This window comes from Limnomicrobium aquaticum, assembly GCF_040545545.1.
Taxonomy (GTDB): domain Bacteria; phylum Pseudomonadota; class Alphaproteobacteria; order Rhizobiales; family Rhizobiaceae; genus Ensifer_A; species Ensifer_A aquaticum.
In genome coordinates, this window is record NZ_JBEPMB010000001.1 from 950,754 (window position 1) to 969,067 (window position 18,314).

Annotated in this window: 17 protein-coding genes and 1 tRNA gene; 10 read left to right on the plus strand and 8 right to left on the minus strand. The window is 59.9% G+C overall.

The genetic code is table 11. From position 1 onward, the window contains the following. Positions 1 to 137: 137 nt before the first annotated feature. From ABID16_RS04735 to ABID16_RS04745, 3 genes are all read left to right on the plus strand, one after another. Positions 138 to 950, plus strand: coding sequence for a ferredoxin--NADP reductase (locus tag ABID16_RS04735; protein ID WP_354555190.1), 813 nt, complete (start codon positions 138 to 140; stop codon positions 948 to 950). 171 nt (positions 951 to 1,121) lie between these two features. Further along, entirely contained in the window at positions 1,122 to 1,973 is an 852-nt protein-coding gene (locus ABID16_RS04740; RefSeq protein WP_354555191.1) for an AraC family transcriptional regulator, read from the plus strand. Next, positions 1,967 to 2,392, plus strand: a complete 426-nt coding sequence (locus ABID16_RS04745; protein ID WP_354555192.1) for a DUF1801 domain-containing protein — start codon at positions 1,967 to 1,969, stop codon at positions 2,390 to 2,392. Before ABID16_RS04740 ends, ABID16_RS04745 begins: the two co-directional genes overlap by 7 nt. 43 nt (positions 2,393 to 2,435) lie before the next feature. Here ABID16_RS04745 and ABID16_RS04750 read toward each other — a convergent pair. Then, positions 2,436 to 2,525 (minus strand) — tRNA-Ser (locus tag ABID16_RS04750). Positions 2,526 to 2,788: 263 nt separating this feature from the next. Here ABID16_RS04750 and ABID16_RS04755 point away from each other — a divergent pair. Then, positions 2,789 to 3,376 carry a DUF2799 domain-containing protein gene (locus ABID16_RS04755; protein WP_354555193.1) on the plus strand — a complete coding sequence of 196 codons (588 nt, stop codon included), beginning with the start codon at positions 2,789 to 2,791 and terminating at the stop codon, positions 3,374 to 3,376. 203 nt (positions 3,377 to 3,579) lie between these two features. Here ABID16_RS04755 and ABID16_RS04760 read toward each other — a convergent pair whose 3' ends face one another. Continuing rightward, positions 3,580 to 5,034, minus strand: a complete 1,455-nt coding sequence (locus ABID16_RS04760; protein ID WP_354555194.1) for an HD-GYP domain-containing protein — start codon at positions 5,032 to 5,034, stop codon at positions 3,580 to 3,582. 145 nt (positions 5,035 to 5,179) lie between these two features. Here ABID16_RS04760 and hspQ point away from each other — a divergent pair, with 145 nt between their 5' ends. Further along, positions 5,180 to 5,509: a heat shock protein HspQ gene (hspQ, locus tag ABID16_RS04765; protein WP_112627632.1), complete on the plus strand. Its 330-nt coding sequence runs from the start codon at positions 5,180 to 5,182 to the stop codon at positions 5,507 to 5,509. A gap of 94 nt (positions 5,510 to 5,603) precedes the next feature. On the opposite strand, the gene ABID16_RS04770 is transcribed toward hspQ, so the two are convergent. Continuing rightward, the gene (locus tag ABID16_RS04770; protein WP_230826624.1) at positions 5,604 to 6,242 is read right to left on the minus strand and encodes an invasion associated locus B family protein; all 639 of its coding nucleotides are present in this window, start codon (positions 6,240 to 6,242) and stop codon (positions 5,604 to 5,606) included. A gap of 278 nt (positions 6,243 to 6,520) precedes the next feature. Here ABID16_RS04770 and ABID16_RS04775 point away from each other — a divergent pair, with 278 nt between their 5' ends. Together ABID16_RS04775 and ABID16_RS04780 are read left to right on the plus strand one after the other, a co-directional pair. Then, positions 6,521 to 8,329 (plus strand): extracellular solute-binding protein, encoded by a 1,809-nt coding sequence (locus ABID16_RS04775; RefSeq protein WP_435532385.1) that lies wholly within the window; start codon positions 6,521 to 6,523, stop codon positions 8,327 to 8,329. A 105-nt stretch (positions 8,330 to 8,434) separates the two neighbouring features. Next, complete coding sequence (locus ABID16_RS04780) at positions 8,435 to 9,097, plus strand: DsbA family oxidoreductase (RefSeq protein ID WP_354555196.1); 663 nt, start codon at positions 8,435 to 8,437, stop codon at positions 9,095 to 9,097. 91 nt (positions 9,098 to 9,188) lie between these two features. Here the strand turns inward: ABID16_RS04780 and ABID16_RS04785 are convergent, their stop codons facing one another. Both ABID16_RS04785 and gyrA read right to left on the minus strand, forming a co-directional pair. Continuing rightward, positions 9,189 to 9,383 carry a YqaE/Pmp3 family membrane protein gene (locus tag ABID16_RS04785; RefSeq protein WP_112627362.1) on the minus strand — a complete coding sequence of 65 codons (195 nt, stop codon included), beginning with the start codon at positions 9,381 to 9,383 and terminating at the stop codon, positions 9,189 to 9,191. Positions 9,384 to 9,597: 214 nt separating this feature from the next. Then, a complete protein-coding gene (gyrA, locus tag ABID16_RS04790; RefSeq protein WP_435532386.1) occupies positions 9,598 to 12,384 on the minus strand; it encodes a DNA gyrase subunit A in 2,787 nt (928 codons plus the stop codon). A 192-nt stretch (positions 12,385 to 12,576) separates the two neighbouring features. Between gyrA and ABID16_RS04795 the strand changes: the two genes are divergently transcribed. Next, positions 12,577 to 13,200, plus strand: coding sequence for a MarC family protein (locus ABID16_RS04795; RefSeq protein WP_354555197.1), 624 nt, complete (start codon positions 12,577 to 12,579; stop codon positions 13,198 to 13,200). Positions 13,201 to 13,206: 6 nt separating this feature from the next. On the opposite strand, the gene ABID16_RS04800 is transcribed toward ABID16_RS04795, so the two are convergent. From ABID16_RS04800 to ABID16_RS04810, 3 genes are read right to left on the minus strand one after another with little or no spacing between them, the layout of a single operon-like run. After that, positions 13,207 to 13,638 (minus strand): VOC family protein, encoded by a 432-nt coding sequence (locus tag ABID16_RS04800; protein ID WP_354555198.1) that lies wholly within the window; start codon positions 13,636 to 13,638, stop codon positions 13,207 to 13,209. 37 nt (positions 13,639 to 13,675) lie between these two features. Further along, positions 13,676 to 14,194 (minus strand): single-stranded DNA-binding protein, encoded by a 519-nt coding sequence (locus ABID16_RS04805; RefSeq protein WP_354555199.1) that lies wholly within the window; start codon positions 14,192 to 14,194, stop codon positions 13,676 to 13,678. A gap of 54 nt (positions 14,195 to 14,248) precedes the next feature. Beyond that, positions 14,249 to 14,524, minus strand: a complete 276-nt coding sequence (locus ABID16_RS04810) for a hypothetical protein (RefSeq protein WP_354555200.1) — start codon at positions 14,522 to 14,524, stop codon at positions 14,249 to 14,251. Positions 14,525 to 14,548: 24 nt separating this feature from the next. Here ABID16_RS04810 and uvrA point away from each other — a divergent pair, with 24 nt between their 5' ends. Both uvrA and ABID16_RS04820 read left to right on the plus strand, forming a co-directional pair. Next, positions 14,549 to 17,470, plus strand: a complete 2,922-nt coding sequence (gene uvrA / locus ABID16_RS04815) for an excinuclease ABC subunit UvrA (RefSeq protein WP_354555201.1) — start codon at positions 14,549 to 14,551, stop codon at positions 17,468 to 17,470. 18 nt (positions 17,471 to 17,488) lie between these two features. Further along, complete coding sequence (locus tag ABID16_RS04820; RefSeq protein ID WP_354555202.1) at positions 17,489 to 18,292, plus strand: DUF72 domain-containing protein; 804 nt, start codon at positions 17,489 to 17,491, stop codon at positions 18,290 to 18,292. Positions 18,293 to 18,314 lie beyond the last annotated feature (22 nt).

Consider the following 18,314-nt stretch of genomic DNA (forward strand, 5'->3'; position numbering starts at 1 on the left):
TTGCGAGAATGGCGGCAAAGCATTCTCCGTCGGACGCGACAAATGGAACAGGAACGCTTCACCGGCGGCCGGAAATGTAATATCTGCCTCTCAAACTCAAGTTTGTCTGCGGCACGCCCACCCGGATTGGATCAAGAATGAACGCACCCGTATTGAAACAGGATGTCGCGGCGGAAGTCCCGGCCGGCGTCTTTGCCGAAACCGTGACCTTCGTCCAGCACTACACGGACCGGCTGTTCCGATTCAGGATGACCCGCCCGGAGAGCTTCCGCTTCCGCTCTGGCGAGTTCGTGATGATTGGCCTGATGGTGGACGGCAAGCCGCTTTACCGCGCCTATTCGATCGCCAGCCCCGCCTGGGCGGAAGAACTCGAATTCTTCTCGATCAAGGCGCCGAACGGTCCGCTGACGACCGAACTGCAGAAGATACAGCCAGGCGACAAAGTCTTCATGCGCAAGAAGCCGACGGGAACCCTGGTTCTCGACGCGCTGACGCCGGGCAAGCGTCTTTACATGTTCTCGACCGGGACCGGCATTGCGCCTTTCGCGTCGCTGATCCGCGAGCCGGAAACCTACGAGAAATTCGAGGAAGTCATCCTCACCCATACCTGCCGCGAAGTGGCGGAACTGAAATACGGCTTCGACCTCGTGGATGAGATCAAGAACGATGAAATCCTCTCCGAGATCGTCGGTGACAAGCTGAAGCATTACGCAACTGTGACGCGCGAGGACTATCCGTTCCAGGGCCGCATCACGGACTTGATGGGAAACGGCAAGCTTTACGCTGATCTCGGCGTTCCGCCTCTCGATCCGGCGATTGATCGCGGCATGATCTGCGGCTCGGCCGCCATGCTCAAAGATACGAAGGAACTGCTGGAGCGGGCAGGACTCACCGAAGGGGCCAACAACAAGCCGGCGGAATTCGTTATTGAGCGGGCGTTTGTCGGGTGATCGAACCAAAATCTGAATGACCAAAGAGGGCGCCGCAACGGGCGCCCTTCTTGTTTCAGGTCATATGCGATGCTCGTTCTCAATGTGTGACGGCAGTTCCGCAGGATTTATCGGTCTCGTCTGTGTATTTTCGTTGACGTGCAGACAGCTCAGCGAAACAGGAAAACCGAGATGGCTCAATCAAGTTATGAAGCGCGGCTCGATCGCGTCATCGACTATATCCATGAACATCTCGAAGAGGATATCCGTTTCGAAACATTGGCGGAAGTCGCCTGTCTCTCCGCGTATCACTGGCATCGGATCTACGTTTCGATGCGCGGTGAAACGATTACGGCGACAATCCGGCGGTTGCGGCTGCTGCGGGCGGCGGATCGATTGGCAAACTCCGACATGCCGCTCGCGGCCATCGCGCTTCGAGCACGCTATGGCTCAGCCGATGCACTCGCGCATGCGTTCAAGGATGCCTATGGCATGACACCAGCCACCTATCGCGCCAGTGGCTCCCATGCGGCCTTCAAAGCCGCGAACCGCGCCCGCGATTCGAACGGCTTCCCGATCTTCGTCGAGGCGCTTCCACCGACCCGCTGCGCCGCGATAGCGCATCAGGGGCCCTATATCCAGATCGATCGCGCGATGGGGCAATTGTTCTCCCAACTGTCGGCGCAGGGCGTCATGCCGGCGGAGCCGCTGATGATGGCCGTGTTCTTCGACGACCCCGATCTTGTGTCCAAGGATCAATTGCGGTCGCAGGCCTGCGTGCCGATCGGCCAGGGGGATGCTGTTGCGCCGCCGCTCCTCAATACCGTCCTGCGCGGCGGGTGCTACGCGCGGCTGCGCTACCAAGGGCCCTATGCCGACATGAAGGACGCCTATCGCTGGCTCTTCGGCGTCTGGCTTCCGGCCTCCGGCTACGAACTAGACGATGCGCCCGCAGTCGAGGCCTATCTCAACGATCCGCGCGACACGCCGCCCCGGGATCTTCTCACCGATATCCATCTGCCTTTGAAGGTGCCGGGATGCTAACTCTGGAAGCGGCCCCTCCGATTCCTGACACGATGGCCGAAGCCTTCGCGGCGTTTCCGCAGCCAACCCGCAGCCAGATCCTGCGCATTCGCCAGATGATCTTCGAGGTGGCCGAAACGACACCCGGCGTCGGGGCGTTGACGGAGACGCTCAAATGGGGAGAGCCGGCCTATTTGACAGAGGCCTCCCGCAGTGGCAGCACGATCAGGCTTGGTGTTGCGAAATCACAGGACAACACGGTTGCGATCCTGTTCAATTGCCGAACCACGCTGGTGGAGACCTTTCGCGGCCATTTTGCCGATGTCTTCGCCTATGAGGGCAACAGGGCGATCTTGATTCCGGCGTCCGTTCCATTACCCGAAACCGCTCTTGCAATCTGCCTCGCGATGGCGCTCACCCACCACCGTCAGGCGAAATAGACGGCTTGCTTTTGGAGCCAAGGCATCAGAATGAGGCGGGGAATGGCGGATGGGGTGGGATTCGAACCCACGGTACGGTCTCCCGCACGCCGGTTTTCAAGACCGGTTCCTTAAACCACTCGGACACCCATCCATACGACTGAAAACAAAGGGAAATGCTTCTCTTGCTCAGTCAAGGAAACGCTGATTGCTGCATTCGTCGCAACCACTTCGCTTCAGATGTGCGCTTATAGCTTCTTCCGCCGCCGCGTCAACCTGTTCCGAAGCGCACCGGGAAGTCGTGTTGATGCTTCTGCCGGCTTGTCCCACGGCTCGAACGCGGGCAGGGCGCGAAGCGGCCTTTACTTCAGAAGATGATTGCATAGTATGGCCTGGGGATTTCAGGGGTTGGGCAAGATGAATACCAGAGTTTGGGTCACCTTCGGGTTTTGCGCCGCGATGGTCACGTCGCTGTTTCTTGCCGGCTGCGCCACGCTCAACAAGAATGAATGTCAGACGGTCGACTGGGAGCAGCTCGGGCTGCAGAACGGTCAGAGCGGAGAACCCCAGACCTACATCGCGGAGCATCAGAAAGCCTGCTCGCAATACAAGATCCCTGTCGATCAGGTAAAGTGGGATGCCGGCTGGCAGAAGGGCATCCGCAACTATTGCACGCCGCAGAACGGCCTGGCGGCGGGGCAGAGGGGGCGCACAGATGGCAGCATGTGCCCGGCAGACCAGATGCAACAATTTTCCTATTATGCGCAGATCGGCGGCAGGGTTTATTCGGCACAGTCGCAGCTCGACAGTGCGCGCTCCGAACTCGATCAGATCAGCAATGACATCAAGATCGAAAAAGATCGCGCCCGACGCGCCGACCTCTGGCATCGCCGTGACGAGGTCCGCATGCGCATGCAGGACGCGCAGGATGCACTCTATGTGGCACAGCGTCAGGCAGATGAGGCTTATGCCGATCTGATGCGAAAGGGACCGCCGACACGGTAAGTTCCGGCGGCGGTCATCGGACGCCAGGCGAGATTTCGCCCTGACTGTTGCGGTTCATCCTGGAACCCACCCAAATTCTCCATTTTGATTGGATAAGATAGATTATGGAACAATCGTGCATTGAAAGACGATCTGAGCGATGTACGGCACGGCATCCTCATAAGCCTATGCGGTCACTCCAGACCCCATGCAGTCACTCCACTTCATAGAGCCGCTGATCGCTGTGCGGACGTCTCGGTCTGTTCCTCAGATCCCGTATCCTGCGCAGATTCCTTGGCGCTTTCGAGCCGCCCAATGGCCGATGCCAATGCATCGAAGCAGTCGATGTCCAGTGCTGTCCCGACTTCTTCCTTCATGATCGACAGAGCCCTGGACGTAGGCATGGCGGCGCGGTACGGGCGATCCGCGCTCAGTGCGTCGAATATGTCCGCCACGGTGACGATGCGGGTTTCGAGGTCGAGTTCGTCGGCACCGATGCCGTGCGGATAGCCTTTGCCGTTCAGTTTCTCATGATGGTTCATGGCGATCGATGCGATTCCGGAGAATGCGTCGATCTTCGACAGGATATGCTCGCCAAGCACCGGATGGTTCTTCATGGCGCGCCATTCCTCTTCATCCAGCTTGCCGGCCTTGTCGAGGATCTCGTTGGAAATGCCGAGCTTTCCGATGTCATGCAGAAGCGCGCCGCGCACCAGCCAGCGCTTGCGGGTCGCCTCCATGCCGAGTTCTCCTGCGATCATGTCGCTATAGAGCGCTACGCGTTTGCTGTGGCCACTCGTAAACGGGCTCTTGGCATCCACCACCTGCGCAAAGCCATCGGCTATGTCATCCAGCAGATCGTCATCCAGCGGGGTGCGATTGGCTGCGGGCTCGAGCGCGAAGACCTGCGCCTCGATGTCGGGGCCTTCCAGAACCGCCCAGAAGGTCAGGTCGCTCGCCAGAATTTCGAAAAGAGCGACGAGCTGAGGGTCGAACCACGTCCCTGCCCGCCTGCGGATCTCGTTCACCGCAGCCTCTCGACCGCTGGTGATATGAAAGACATCAATGACCTGCGCCAGAAGCGCGATGCGCGCCAGCTGGGAAATGTCGGTTTCCTTGCGCCCCAGCGGATGGCCGCGGCCGTCCCAGTGTTCGTCAAGGTCGAGAATGCCGCGGGCGATGCTTTCAGGAAAGCGCATGGTGCGGGCAATTTCGGCTCCGCGCTCGCAGCGTGTCTCGATCAGGTCGCGCGTGATGTTGCCGGCGCTTCTCGCAATGTTCAGGATCGTCTTAAGCTTGGTTGCAAGTCCGGATTTGACCGCGGTGTTGGTTGCCACGAAATGCAGGACCTGGCCGAGGCTGTGATCCATCAGCTTGGAATTGCGCTTGAAGTCGTGATCGTTCGTCACATAGAGCTGGCAGATGCGTGCGGCGTTGCTGCTGCAACCCAGGTCCTTCAGAAAGAGCATGTAGTAGAGATCGTGCAGCTCGGCGGCATCGAGGCCAATTCGTTCTCCGATATGCATGCCGATCCAGCAGCAGCGCGCGCTGTGGCCGACGGGCTGACCATCCGTCATGTCGAGCGCGGCACTCAGCGCATTGACGACTTCGGCAAGTTGTAGCATGTCGGCCCGTGGGGGTATCACCGCCGAACGCGGTGCCAGATTGGCCGTCTTCATCATCGCGCTCCGATTCAAAACCGGGGCAGTATCCACAGTCCGGGTTAAAATATGGCATGCAAACCGGGTGTTGCGCTGCGGCAACGCCTCCCCTCTTGCGCTTTGGGAAATTTGCACCAAATATTCCTGTGAAAGGAATATGACAATGAAACAAGGTATCGCGAAGTATCAGATCGGTCAGGTTGTGCGTCATCGGATCTTTCCGTTCCGCGGCGTGATCTTTGATGTCGATCCCGAATATGCCAATACCGAGGAATGGTGGAATTCCATTCCTGCGGAAGTGCGTCCCACGCGCGAACAGCCGTTCTATCATCTCCTGGCGGAGAATGACGAGACGGAATATGTCGCCTATGTCTCCGAGCAGAACCTCGTGGCGGACGAAAGCGGCATGCCGCTGAGGCACCCGCAGATCACACAGATCTTCGAGGCAGCCGATCCGGGGCATTACAAGCCGAAGGCCATCGTCGCACATTGACGTGAACCATGAGCACCCACCGGCGCTCTGTTCCTCACACAAACAAAAAAGCCCGGAACGTGTTCCGGGCTTATTCGCATGAAACGGCTGAATCTTACTTCGGATTCTGCGTGGCAGCCTTCTGGGCGTCTTCCAGCTTCTTTCGGCGTGCTTCGGCTTCCTTCAGGGTCTTTTCCTGCAGGGCGCGCTGGGTTTCTTCGAGCTTGGACTGCTCGACCGGGGCGCCGTCGAAGGACGTGCCGAAGCCTTCAAGAGCGATCTTGATCGGGTTTGGGGCGCGCTGGAAGTTGATCGAGGTGAAGACCACTTCGTTGCCCTTCTTGAGAGCGGCGATCAGGCCGTCGGTCAGCGGGGCTTCTGCGATGCACTTGTCGGGCATGCAAACTGCGTAGTCGAGCTTCTGGCCCTTGCCGCCGTCGATCTGCATCAGGATGCCCGGTGCGATAGCGCGAGCAGACGGAACCGAAACCTGGATGAGCTTGCGGTTGACCTTGCCGGAAACCGTGATGAGGCCAACAGCTGTCAGAAGCTGGCCGTTTGCAGCCTGCTGAAGGTTCTGCACGATGCAGACGTCATTGTCTTCCTGCTTGGTGCAGACCTTGAACCAGCCCTGCGGAAGAGCCTGCGGTGCGCCTTCCGGTGCTGCATCCTGTGCGTTGACGGCAGTGCCGGCTACCAGCAGCGACAGGCTGCCGACAGCAGCAGCGGCGAACTTCTTCAGTGAGATATTCATTCGGTTTTGGTCTCCCGGTGTCATCGTTCCACAAGCTCCGGCGTCCTGCGCCCGGCTCGTTCCAATCTCGTCGCGGTGTCTGTGGGCCAAATAAGGCATTTGAATGGCCCGCGCAATTCCACTTCCTGTTACAGAAGTGATTGTCGTTTTTCCAGCCCCGCAATCGGAATTTTGGGGCTTTGATACGGGGCGGGCCGCGTTTTTGGCCTATTGCGTGGTAACCTTGCCCGCGAATCGATGACCTGCGGGAGGGCCAGCCTTTGAAATCACTGCTCGCAATTGCTGCCTTGATACTTGCGGCTACTTTTGGTCTTGCGGGAACCCCGGTACACGCAGAGCCCGTACACGCCATCGCCATGCACGGGCAGCCGGCCCTCCCCGCGGATTTCGACCATTTTCCCTATGCGGACCCAAAGGCACCAGAGGGCGGCTCGGTGACCTATGGCGTCGTCGGCACGTTTGACAGTCTCAACCCCTTTGTCCTGAAAGGCATGCGCACCACGGCCAGGGGGCTTTGGGATCCTCAATACGGGAGCCTGGTCTTCGAACCGCTGATGTTGCGTTCTGCAGACGAACCTTTCACGCTTTACGGACTTCTCGCCAAGTCGGTCGAGATGGACGACGACCGGACGTATATCCAGTTCAACCTCGATTCGCGGGCGCGCTGGTCGGATGGCATGCCCGTCACGGCGGACGATGTTATCTTCACATTCGAGCTCCTGCGCGATCATGGCCGTCCACCTTTCTCCAACCGGCTGAAGAAGGTCGCGAAGATGGAGAAGGTCGTTGACAACAGCGTCCGTTTCACCTTCACCAAGGATGCCGACCGTGAGTTTCCGCTCCTGCTCGCCCTTTCACCAGTCCTGCCCAAGCACGCGATCGACCCAGAAAAATTTGAGCAATCGGGCCTGACGCAAATGATCGGCTCCGGGCCGTATCTGTTCGATCGCGTGAGCCCCGGCGAGAAGATCGTCTACAAACGCAATCCCAAATATTGGGGCAACGATCTCCCCAGCATGCGCGGCCTTGCAAATTATGACCGTATCACGATCAACTACTATCTACAGGATCAGACGCTTTTCGAAGCGTTCAAGAAGGGCGATGTCGATATATATCCGGACGCAAGCCCCACACACTGGCGCGATTCCTACGATTTTCCGGCCGTGCGCAACGGCGATGTCGTGCGGGAGGAGTTCAAGCCCAAGCTGCCATCGGGCATGTTCGGCTTCGTCTTCAATACGCGCCGACCTTTGTTTCAGGATATTCGCGTCCGCGAGGCTCTCACGCTTGCCTTCGATTTCGAGTGGATTGATCGCAATCTCTTTGGCGAGGTCTATCAACGAACACAAAGCTTCTGGCAGAACTCCGAATTGTCGAGTTTCGGAAAACCAGCGAGCCCCGAAGAACTCGCCCTGATCGGCGACATGAAAAAAGACATCGCGCCTGAATTCCTCGACGGCACCTACAAGCTGCCCGTCACGGACGGGTCCGGACGCGACCGCAAAGTTCTGCAGCGTGCGGTCGGGCTGCTGAAGGACGCAGGCTACACGATCCGTGACGGCAAAATGCTGGACACGAGCGGCCATCAGCTTTCCTTCGAGATCATGACGCAGAACCCCGATCAGGAAAAAATCGCTCTGGCCTATCAGCGATTCCTCTCGGCAATCGGCGTTGCAGCATCGGTGCGGAGCGTTGATGACAGTTCCTATCAGCAGCGCAGCCAATCCTTCGACTTTGACATCATCATCAAATCCTTCTCGTCCTCGCTGTCGCCGGGACTGGAGCAGGTCAACCGCTGGGGATCCCAAAGCCGCGATGTGACTGGCACCGACAGTTTTGCCGGCGTTGCCGATCCCGGCATCGATCGCATCCTGACTGCGATTGTGAGCGCACGCGATCAGGAGGGCTTCGTGGCCGCCGTGAGAGCGCTCGACCGTGTCCTGCTGTCACGGTACTACGTCATTCCGCTCTACCACGTCGCCCAGCAATGGGTGGCGCACAGAAAGAACCTGTCGCACCCGCAATTGACGCCGCTTTACGGCTATTCACTACCGGCGTGGTGGGACGAAACAGCCAGAGCGAAATAGGCGGCCAAACCGGAAACACACTGTTTCCTCGTTTTTGTGCCATTCGGGATGAAAAGCCGCTATAGGCTCAGCCCAATTTGCTTTGTCCTGCGAAAGGAACCCACTTTGAGAACAGTTTCCATCGATATCGTCTCCGACGTCGTTTGCCCGTGGTGCTATCTCGGCAAGGCGCGGCTCGAACAGGCGCTGGCCATGACCGCAGGCCAGGCCGATGTCGCCATCACATGGCGGCCCTATCGGCTTAACCCCGACATCCCGGCCGAAGGCATCGACCATCAGGCGTGGCTCGCTTCCAAGTTCGGCGGCAAGGACAAGGTCGACAGCGCGCATGCGCAGATCGCCCAGTACGGCAAGGAAGCCGGCATCGAATATGATTTCGACGCGATCAAGGTCGGTCCGAATACGCTCAACGCACACCGCCTCCTTCACTGGGCGCTTCAGCACGGCCGCGACATCCAGAACAAGGTCGCGGACATGCTCTTCAAGGCCAATTTCAAGGAAGGCCGCAATGTCGGCGACCACAAGGTGCTCGTCGAAATCGCCCGCGAAGCCGGCATGGATGGCGACGTGATTGCCAAGCTACTGGAAAGCGACGCAGACAAGGACGATGTTCTGGGCGAAATTGAAGCCGCACAGAAAATGGGTGTATCCGGTGTGCCGTTCTTCATCCTCGACGGCAAATATGGCGTTTCGGGCGCGCAAATGCCGGAAACGCTGGCAGGCGCGATCCTGCAATTAGCGAACGACGAAGGTGGCGAGGAAGGCTGATCCGAGCCCTTGCCTCCAAAAGTTCGAAGGCCAGCTTCCCGCCGGCCTTTGTCATTTCGGCATGTCTGAGCACCGCGTTGGGTCGAGAGAATCAGCCCCGCTGCCCCAGCGCCTTCTCGATCTTCTTGTCCGTATTGTACTGCCCCAGCGCATAAACAGCCCAGATCGCAGCCGGCAGCCAGCCGATCAGCGTGATCTGGAGGATCAGACAAATGATCCCGGCAATGGGTCTGCCGATGGTGAAGAAGGTAAGCCAGGGCAGGATCAGGGCAATCAGCAGGCGCATGTCTGTTCTCCCTGTTGAACGATGAAGCTCATTTGGTGAGCAAGGCTCGCCTTGGCAAGAGCGATACGCCTCGTCGCAAAGTTTGAACGAAAAAGGCCGGTAGCGCGTGACGCTAGCCGGCCTTCATTGCGATCGTGAGACCGTTTGACAAACTTGCAAGCGATCCCACTGTCGTTGTTTGGGTTGCTCGCCCACCGCGAACAACCCGTTTTTATCATTCGGCGCTTCCCAAGGGCGCTTCACCGCCCTCGCCTGCCTCAGCTCCACCATCAGCCAAAGCTTCCACTTCATCGTCGCCTTCCGGCTCGCTGATGCGCTCGACCGAAACGACCTTTTCGTCGGCTGCGGTCGAGAAGATTGTGACGCCCTTGGTGGCGCGGCTGGCAATGCGGATGCCGTTGACCGGCACGCGGATCAGCTGGCCGCCATCGGAGACGAGCATGATCTGGTCCGCTTCCTCGACGGGGAAGGCAGCGACGAGAACGCCGATTTCGCCGGTCTTGGACGTGTCGGTGGCGCGGATGCCCTTGCCCCCGCGGCCCGAAATGCGGAAGTCGTAGGACGAGGAGCGCTTGCCGAAGCCACGTTCAGAGACTGTCAGCACGAACTGTTCGCGCGCCTTCAGTTCCTGATAACGCTCTTCCGGCAGTTCGGTGATCTCGCCTGCTTCCTCGCCGACCAGCGCGATCTCCTCTTCGTCAACACCCATGGCGCGCCGTTCGGCGGCCGAGCGCTTGAGATAGGCCGCGCGTTCCGCCGGATCGGCGTCGACATGGCTGAGGATCGTCATCGAGATCAGGCTGTCGCCCTCGGCCATCGTCATGCCGCGCACGCCGATGGAGTTGCGGCCCGCAAAGACGCGCACGTCATCGACGGGGAAGCGGATCGCCTGGCCGAGCGCCGTGGTCAGCAGCACGTCGTCGTGCTCGGTGCAGGTTTCGACCGAGAGGATTTCATCACCCTCTTCGTCAAACTTCATGGCAATCTTGCCGTTGCGGTTGACCTGAACGAAATCGCCGAGCTTGTTGCGGCGAACCGTGCCACGGGTCGTGGCGAACATGACGTCGAGGTTTTCCCAGGTCGTCTCGTCCTCGGGCAGCGGCATGATCGTCGTGATGCGTTCGCCGGGTTCCAGCGGCAGCATATTGATCATGGCCTTGCCGCGCGATTGCGGCGTGCCGATGGGCAGGCGCCAGACCTTTTCCTTGTAGACGATGCCACGCGAGGAGAAGAACAGAACCGGCGTATGCGTGTTCGCCACAAAGAGCCGAGTAACGAAATCCTCGTCGCGCGTTGCCATGCCGGAGCGGCCCTTGCCGCCGCGTCGCTGGGCGCGATAGGTGGTCAGCGGCACACGCTTGATATAACCGCTATGGCTGACAGTGACGACCATGTCCTCGCGGGCAATCAGGTCCTCGTCTTCCATGTCCGGACCGCCTTCGACGATCTCGGAGCGGCGCGGCGTGCCGAATTCGTCACGGATGGCGATCAGCTCGTCCTTGACGATGGTCTGGATGCGCAGGCGCGACGACAGGATGTCGAGATAATCGGTGATTTCGTCGCCGATCTTGTTCAGTTCGTCGCCGATTTCATCGCGACCAAGGGCCGTCAGGCGGGCCAGACGCAGTTCGAGGATCGCGCGGGCCTGCTCTTCGGAGAGATTATAGGTCAGGTCCTCGTTGATCTTGTGGCGCGGGTCGTCGATCAGCCGGATGAGCGACTCGACGTCATGGGCCGGCCAGCGGCGTTCCATCAACTGTTCGCGCGCCGTCTGCGGGTCGGGTGCGCGGCGGATGAGGTTGATGATCTCGTCGATATTGGCAACCGCAATCGCAAGACCGACCAAGACGTGGGCACGGTCGCGCGCCTTGCGCAGCAGGAACTTGGTGCGGCGGCTGACGACCTCTTCGCGGAAGGACACGAAGGCCTTCAGCATGTCGATGAGGATCATCTGCTCCGGCTTGCCGCCATTCAGCGCCACCATGTTGCAGCCGAATGAGGTCTGCAGCGGCGTGTAACGGTAGAACTGGTTGAGAATGACCTCGGCATTGGCATCGCGCTTCAGCTCGATGACGACGCGATAGCCCTCGCGGTCGGACTCGTCGCGGATGTCGGAAACGCCCTCGACGCGCTTTTCGCGTACGAGTTCGGCCATCTTCTCGATCATCGTCGACTTGTTCACCTGATACGGGATCTCGGTGATGATGATCTGCTCACGGTCGCCGCGCATCGGTTCGATACGGGCGCGGCCGCGCATGATGACTGAACCCCTGCCCGTCTCGTAGGCCGAGCGGATGCCGGCACGACCGAGGATAAGGGCACCCGTCGGGAAGTCGGGACCCGGGATATGTTCCATGAGTTGGAGAAGCTCGATGGCCGGATTGTCCATCACGGCGATGCAGCCGTTGATGACTTCGGACAGGTTATGCGGCGGGATGTTCGTCGCCATGCCGACCGCGATGCCACCGGCACCGTTGACCAGCAGGTTCGGGAACTTGGCCGGAATGACGACCGGCTCGGAAAGCGTGCCGTCATAGTTGTCGCGGAAATCGACCGTGTCCTTGTCGAGATCGTCGAGCAGCGAATGCGCCACCTTTTCCAGGCGGCACTCGGTGTAGCGCTGGGCCGCCGGCGGATCGCCATCAACCGAGCCGAAATTGCCCTGACCGTCGATGAGCGGCAGGCGGAGCGACCAGTCCTGCGCCATGCGGGCGAGCGCATCGTAGATCGCGGCGTCACCATGCGGGTGATATTTACCCATGACGTCGCCGGTGACGCGGGCGCATTTGACGTATTTCTTGTTCCAGTCAACGCCCAGCTCGGACATGCCGTAAAGGATGCGTCGATGCACGGGCTTCATGCCATCGCGCACGTCGGGCAGCGCGCGGCTCACGATCACGCTCATCGCGTAATCGAGATAGGAACGCTGCATTTCTTCGATGATGGAAATGGGCTCGATCTCGCTCGGGCCCCTGCCGCCGGGTGTCATTTGCGCTGTCAATTCGGTCACAATCTCTGTTCGGAATCAGTGGTTTTTTATAGCGGAAAGCGCCGCCAACCGCCAATTTTCGGGGCCGTTCTCAACAGGTTTTGCGCCGATTTTGCGGAAAAGCTTGAAACTTTCGACAAACTCAGATCACTGTCGGCGCAAAGGCTGCGCCGCGCCGGGCGAAATGGCCAAAAGGGGGATGAGATGGCGGGATATGAGCAACTGGTCAACGCGTTCACGACGCTGGTCGTCACCATCGATCCCCCTGGACTTGCGCCCATCTTCCTCGGTCTCACGCACGGCATGACCGATCTGGAACGCCGCCGCACGGCCCTTCGCGGCACGCTCATCGCCTTCGGCATCCTCGCCGTTTTCGCCATCGCCGGAGAGGCCATCCTCAGCACGATGGGAATATCGATCGGCGCGTTCCGCATCGCAGGCGGCCTGCTGCTCTTCGCGATTTCCTTCGAGATGATCTTCGACCGGCGGGAGGCGCGCAAGCAGAAGACCTCGGAGACGGCCGTGGTCGAGGATCATGTGCACAATCTCTCGGTATTCCCACTCGCCCTGCCCCTGATTGCCGGTCCCGGCGCGATCTCGGCGACGATCCTGCTCGCCGGGTCGTTTCACACAGCCGTCGATCGGGTCGAACTGATCGGCGTGATCGGCATCTGCATATTTCTCGTACTGGTCTCGCTCACCGTGGCAAGCCGCATCGACCGATTCCTCGGACGTTCAGGCCGGGCGATTCTGACGCGCCTTCTCGGCGTGCTGCTGGCGGCACTTTCCGTGCAGTTCGTCATCGACGGCCTGAAGTCGGTCCTGTAACCGGCTTCAGCGGCCAACCACAGCCAGCGGATGACCGTCCGCAAACTGCACAAGATCCCAGAGATTGCCGTAGAGGTCTGAAAAGACCGCCACTTTGCCATAGGGCATGACCTGCGGCTCCCGCACGAAGGCAACACCCTTGGAACGGTAGTCCGCGAAGTCGCGGTCGAAGTCGTCGGTCGCCAGAAACATGAAGACCCGGCCGCCGCCCTGCTGGCCGATGAAGGGCTCCTGCCCGGCATTCGACGGCTTCGCCAGCACGATCCCGGTGCCGCTGTTGCCGGCGACATCGCGCGGCCGTACCACCACCCAGCGCTTGTCCTGCTCCGGCTGATCGGTGTCCTCCTGCAACTCGAAGCCGAGGACACCGCAATAAAAGGCAATCGCTTCGTCGTAATCACGAACGATCAACGCGACATTGGAAATGCGCTGCGCCAATTGCCTTCCTTTCCAAAAAAATTCCGTTCAGACGCAATCAGAACGGAATGTCGTCATCCATATCGCGCGAGAAGTTACCGGCTGGCTGCGAAGAGCCGCGACCGCCGCTGCTGCTGCGCGGCGCGGGTGCGGACGAAGGGTAGTCGTTGCCACCGCCGTAATCACCGCCGAAATCGCCACCCTGGCTGCGCCCGCCACCTTCGCCACGTCCGTCCAGCATGGTCAGCGTCGAGTTGAAGCCCTGGAGCACAACTTCCGTCGAATAGCGGTCGTTGCCGTTCTGGTCCTGCCACTTGCGGGTCTGGAGCGCGCCCTCGATGTAGAGCTTGGCGCCCTTCTTCACATATTGCTCGACCACCTTGCAGAGGCCTTCATTAAAGACGACGACGCTGTGCCATTCCGTCTTTTCCTTGCGTTCGCCGGAGGTGCGGTCGCGCCACTGTTCCGACGTCGCAATCCGCAAGTTGGCGATCGGACGGCCGTCCTGCGTGCGACGAATTTCGGGATCGGCTCCTACATTGCCGATGAGAATAACCTTGTTCACGCTGCCAGCCATGCTACCAAACCCTGTTTTAAAGATCGATGTCGGGCCGTCTGCCCGAAAGATTTGTCACCTTAAACCCTGCCGACTGGCTTTGCCTGCGCCGACAAAGCCAATCCACAACTCATTTCCCTCTCGCGCACACATGATGCCACGAACTGTCAGGGTGTTGCCCTTTATCATCCTGGCCGAATAAATCGCCTCCCAACGAAAATGTTCTTTATTTGTTCTATTGAAGTTGTTAATGATTGTCAACAGATTTGGGACATGAGTTTGGGGCAAGGCGGCGCGAGGGCGTCTGATCTGCCTCGACAGGCCCGCCGTAAATTCGGCATAAGGCATCATCTCCCCTTCTAGCCGGTGGATCCCATGAGTGAACTGAAGACGATTTCCATTCGCGGCGCGCGCGAGCACAATCTGAAGGGGATCGACCTCGATCTGCCGCGCAACAAGCTGATCGTGATGACAGGGCTGTCCGGCTCCGGCAAGTCGTCGCTTGCCTTCGACACGATCTATGCGGAGGGCCAGCGACGCTATGTAGAAAGCCTGTCGGCCTATGCGCGCCAGTTCCTCGAAATGATGCAGAAGCCGGATGTCGACCAGATCGACGGTCTCTCGCCGGCCATCTCCATTGAGCAGAAGACGACGTCGCGCAACCCGCGCTCGACGGTCGGCACGGTCACGGAAATCTACGACTACATGCGCCTGCTCTTCGCGCGCGCCGGCGTGCCCTATTCGCCGGCCACCGGTCTGCCCATCGAGAGCCAGACGGTCAGCCAGATGGTCGACCGCATTCTGGCATTTCCCGAAGGCACCCGCCTTTACATCCTTGCGCCGATGGTGCGCGGGCGCAAGGGCGAGTACAAGAAGGAACTGGCGGAGCTTATGAAAAAGGGCTTCCAGCGCGTCAAGATCGACGGACAGTTCTACGAAATCGCCGACGCGCCGGCGCTCGACAAGAAGTACAAGCACGATATCGACGTCGTCGTTGACCGCGCCGTCGTGCGCGCGGACATGGCTTCGCGTCTGGCCGACAGCCTCGAGACCTGCCTGAAGCTCGCGGATGGTCTGGCGATTGCGGAGTTTGCCGACAAACCCCTGCCGCCGGAGGAAACATCGGCCGGTGGTTCGGCAAACAAATCTCTCAACGAAACGCACGAACGTGTTCTTTTCTCAGAGAAATTCGCCTGCCCCGTTTCCGGTTTCACGATCCCGGAAATCGAGCCGCGTCTGTTCTCATTCAACAATCCATTCGGTGCCTGCCCAACCTGTGACGGACTCGGTTTCCAGCAGAAGATCGATCCTATGCTGATCGTGCCGGAGCCGCACCGTACGCTGCGCGACGGCGCGATTGCGCCCTGGGCGAAGTCTTCCTCGCCCTATTACGGGCAGACGCTCGACGCGCTTGGCAAGCATTACGGCTTCAAGCTCGGGCAGAAATGGTCGGACCTGCCGGAGGAGGCGCAGAAGGCGATACTCTTCGGCACGAAGGACAAGATCAAGTTCGAGTACAAGGACGGCTCGCGCGCCTATACGACCGAGAAGACCTTCGAGGGCGTGGTGACCAATCTGGAACGTCGCTGGAAGGAAACCGACAGCGCCTGGGCGCGTGAAGAAATCGAGCGCTTCATGGCCGACAGCCCCTGCCCGGCCTGCGGCGGCTTCCGCCTCAAGCCCGAGGCGCTGGCCGTGAAGATTGCCGGTTTGCATATCGGTGACGTCACCCAGATGTCCATCCGCAATGCCCGCAACTGGTTCGAGGATCTCCCGGCACATCTGACGGCGAAGCAGAACGAAATTGCGGTGCGGATTTTGAAGGAGATCCGCGAGCGCCTGCGCTTTCTCAATGACGTCGGCCTTGAATATCTGAGCATGTCGCGCAGTTCGGGCACTCTCTCGGGCGGCGAAAGCCAGCGCATCCGGCTTGCCTCGCAGATCGGGTCCGGGCTGACGGGCGTGCTCTATGTGCTCGACGAGCCGTCGATCGGTCTGCACCAGCGCGATAATGCGCGTCTCCTCGATACGCTGAAGCACCTGCGCGATATCGGGAATACCGTCATCGTCGTGGAGCATGACGAGGATGCGATCCTGACGGCCGATTATGTCGTCGATATCGGACCGGCGGCCGGTATTCATGGCGGACAGGTTATTGCGCAAGGGACGCCGGCCGACATCATGGCCAGCCCGAAGTCATTGACCGGCAAATACCTGACAGGCGAACTGGGAGTTGCCGTGCCCGAAACGCGGCGCAAGCCGAAGAAGGGCAAGGAAATCAAGGTTCACGGCGCGCGTGGCAACAATCTGAAGGACATCACCGCATCGATCCCGCTTGGCGTCTTCACGGCGGTGTCAGGCGTATCTGGCGGTGGCAAGTCCACCTTCCTGATCGAGACGCTCTACAAGGCAGCGGCGCGGCGCATCATGGGGGCGCGCGAACATCCCGCCGAGCATGACCGCATCGACGGCTTCGAGCATATCGACAAGGTGATCGATATCGACCAGTCGCCGATCGGCCGCACGCCGCGCTCCAACCCGGCGACCTATACGGGCGCCTTCACACCGATCCGCGACTGGTTTGCCGGTCTGCCGGAGGCGAAGGCGCGCGGCTATCAGCCGGGCCGCTTCTCCTTCAACGTCAAGGGCGGCCGTTGCGAGGCCTGTCAGGGCGACGGCGTGATCAAGATCGAGATGCACTTCCTGCCGGACGTCTATGTCACCTGCGATGTCTGCCACGGCAAGCGCTATAATCGCGAGACTCTGGATGTCCATTTCAAGGGCAAATCGATTGCCGACGTGCTGGACATGACGGTCGAGGAAGGCGTCGAATTCTTCAGCGCCGTACCGTCGGTGCGCGACAAGCTGCAGGCGCTGTTCGATGTCGGCCTCGGCTACATCAAGGTCGGCCAGCAGGCGAATACGCTCTCGGGCGGCGAGGCGCAGCGCGTCAAGCTTGCCAAGGAATTGTCGAAGCGCTCGACGGGCCGCACGCTTTACATTCTTGACGAGCCGACGACGGGCCTGCATTTCCACGATGTCGCCAAGCTTCTGGAAATGCTGCACGAACTGGTCAACCAAGGCAATTCGGTCATCGTCATCGAGCACAATCTGGAGGTCATCAAAACGGCCGACTGGATTCTGGATTTCGGTCCTGAAGGCGGCGATGGCGGCGGGCGCATCGTTGCGGAAGGCACGCCGGAGGATATCGTGAAGGTCGAGGCCTCTCATACCGGCCACTTCCTCAAGGAACTGCTGGCGCGCCGGCCGGTTCGGCGTAACCAGGCGGCCGAGTAGGCGAAGGAGCATCTGCCAATGACTGAGACCGGAACGATCCGCACGGGCATTGGCGGCTGGACCTTCGATGCGTGGAAGAACCATTTCTATCCAGAGAAGCTGAAGGCGAAGGATGAACTGTCTTACGCCAGCAGCAAGCTGCGCGCTATCGAAGTCAACGGCACCTATTATTCAAGCCAGAAGCCGGCGACCTTCGCCAAGTGGGCTGCGGACACGCCGGAAGGTTTCGTGTTCTCGCTGAAGGCAAGCCGTTTCTGCACGAACCGGCGGGTGCTCGCCGAGGGCGGAGAGTCGGTTATGAAGTTCGTGACCTCCGGGATCACGGAGCTCGGACCGAAGCTCGGGCCCATTCTCTGGCAGTTCATGCCGACCAAGCAGTTCGATCCGGAGGACTTCGGCGCATTTCTGTCGCTGCTTCCGCAGGAACAGGACGGTGTCCGATTGCAGCATGTTGTAGAAGTCCGGCATCCGTCTTTCGTGGTGCCGGAATTTGTCGCTCTCTTGAGGAAACACAGGACGGCCTGCGTGGTCGCCGATCATGCGGAGTATCCGATGATCGCCGACATCACGGGCGCGTTCGTCTATCTGCGTCTGCAAAAGGGCGAGGACGACAATCCGCACTGCTATACCGATGACGCTTTGGGGTCATGGGCAACCAAACTGAAATCCTACGCTGCTGGTCTATTGCCGAAGGATCTGCCCGAGCTTGCGCCTGGTGATGCGCCTTCGCCTGGGCCGCGCGATGTGTTTGCCTATTTTATCACGGGGGGAAAAGTAAACGCGCCGATGGGGGCGATGGAACTGCAGACGCGTGTGGGCTGATGGTTGGAAGCGCGCGAGGTCC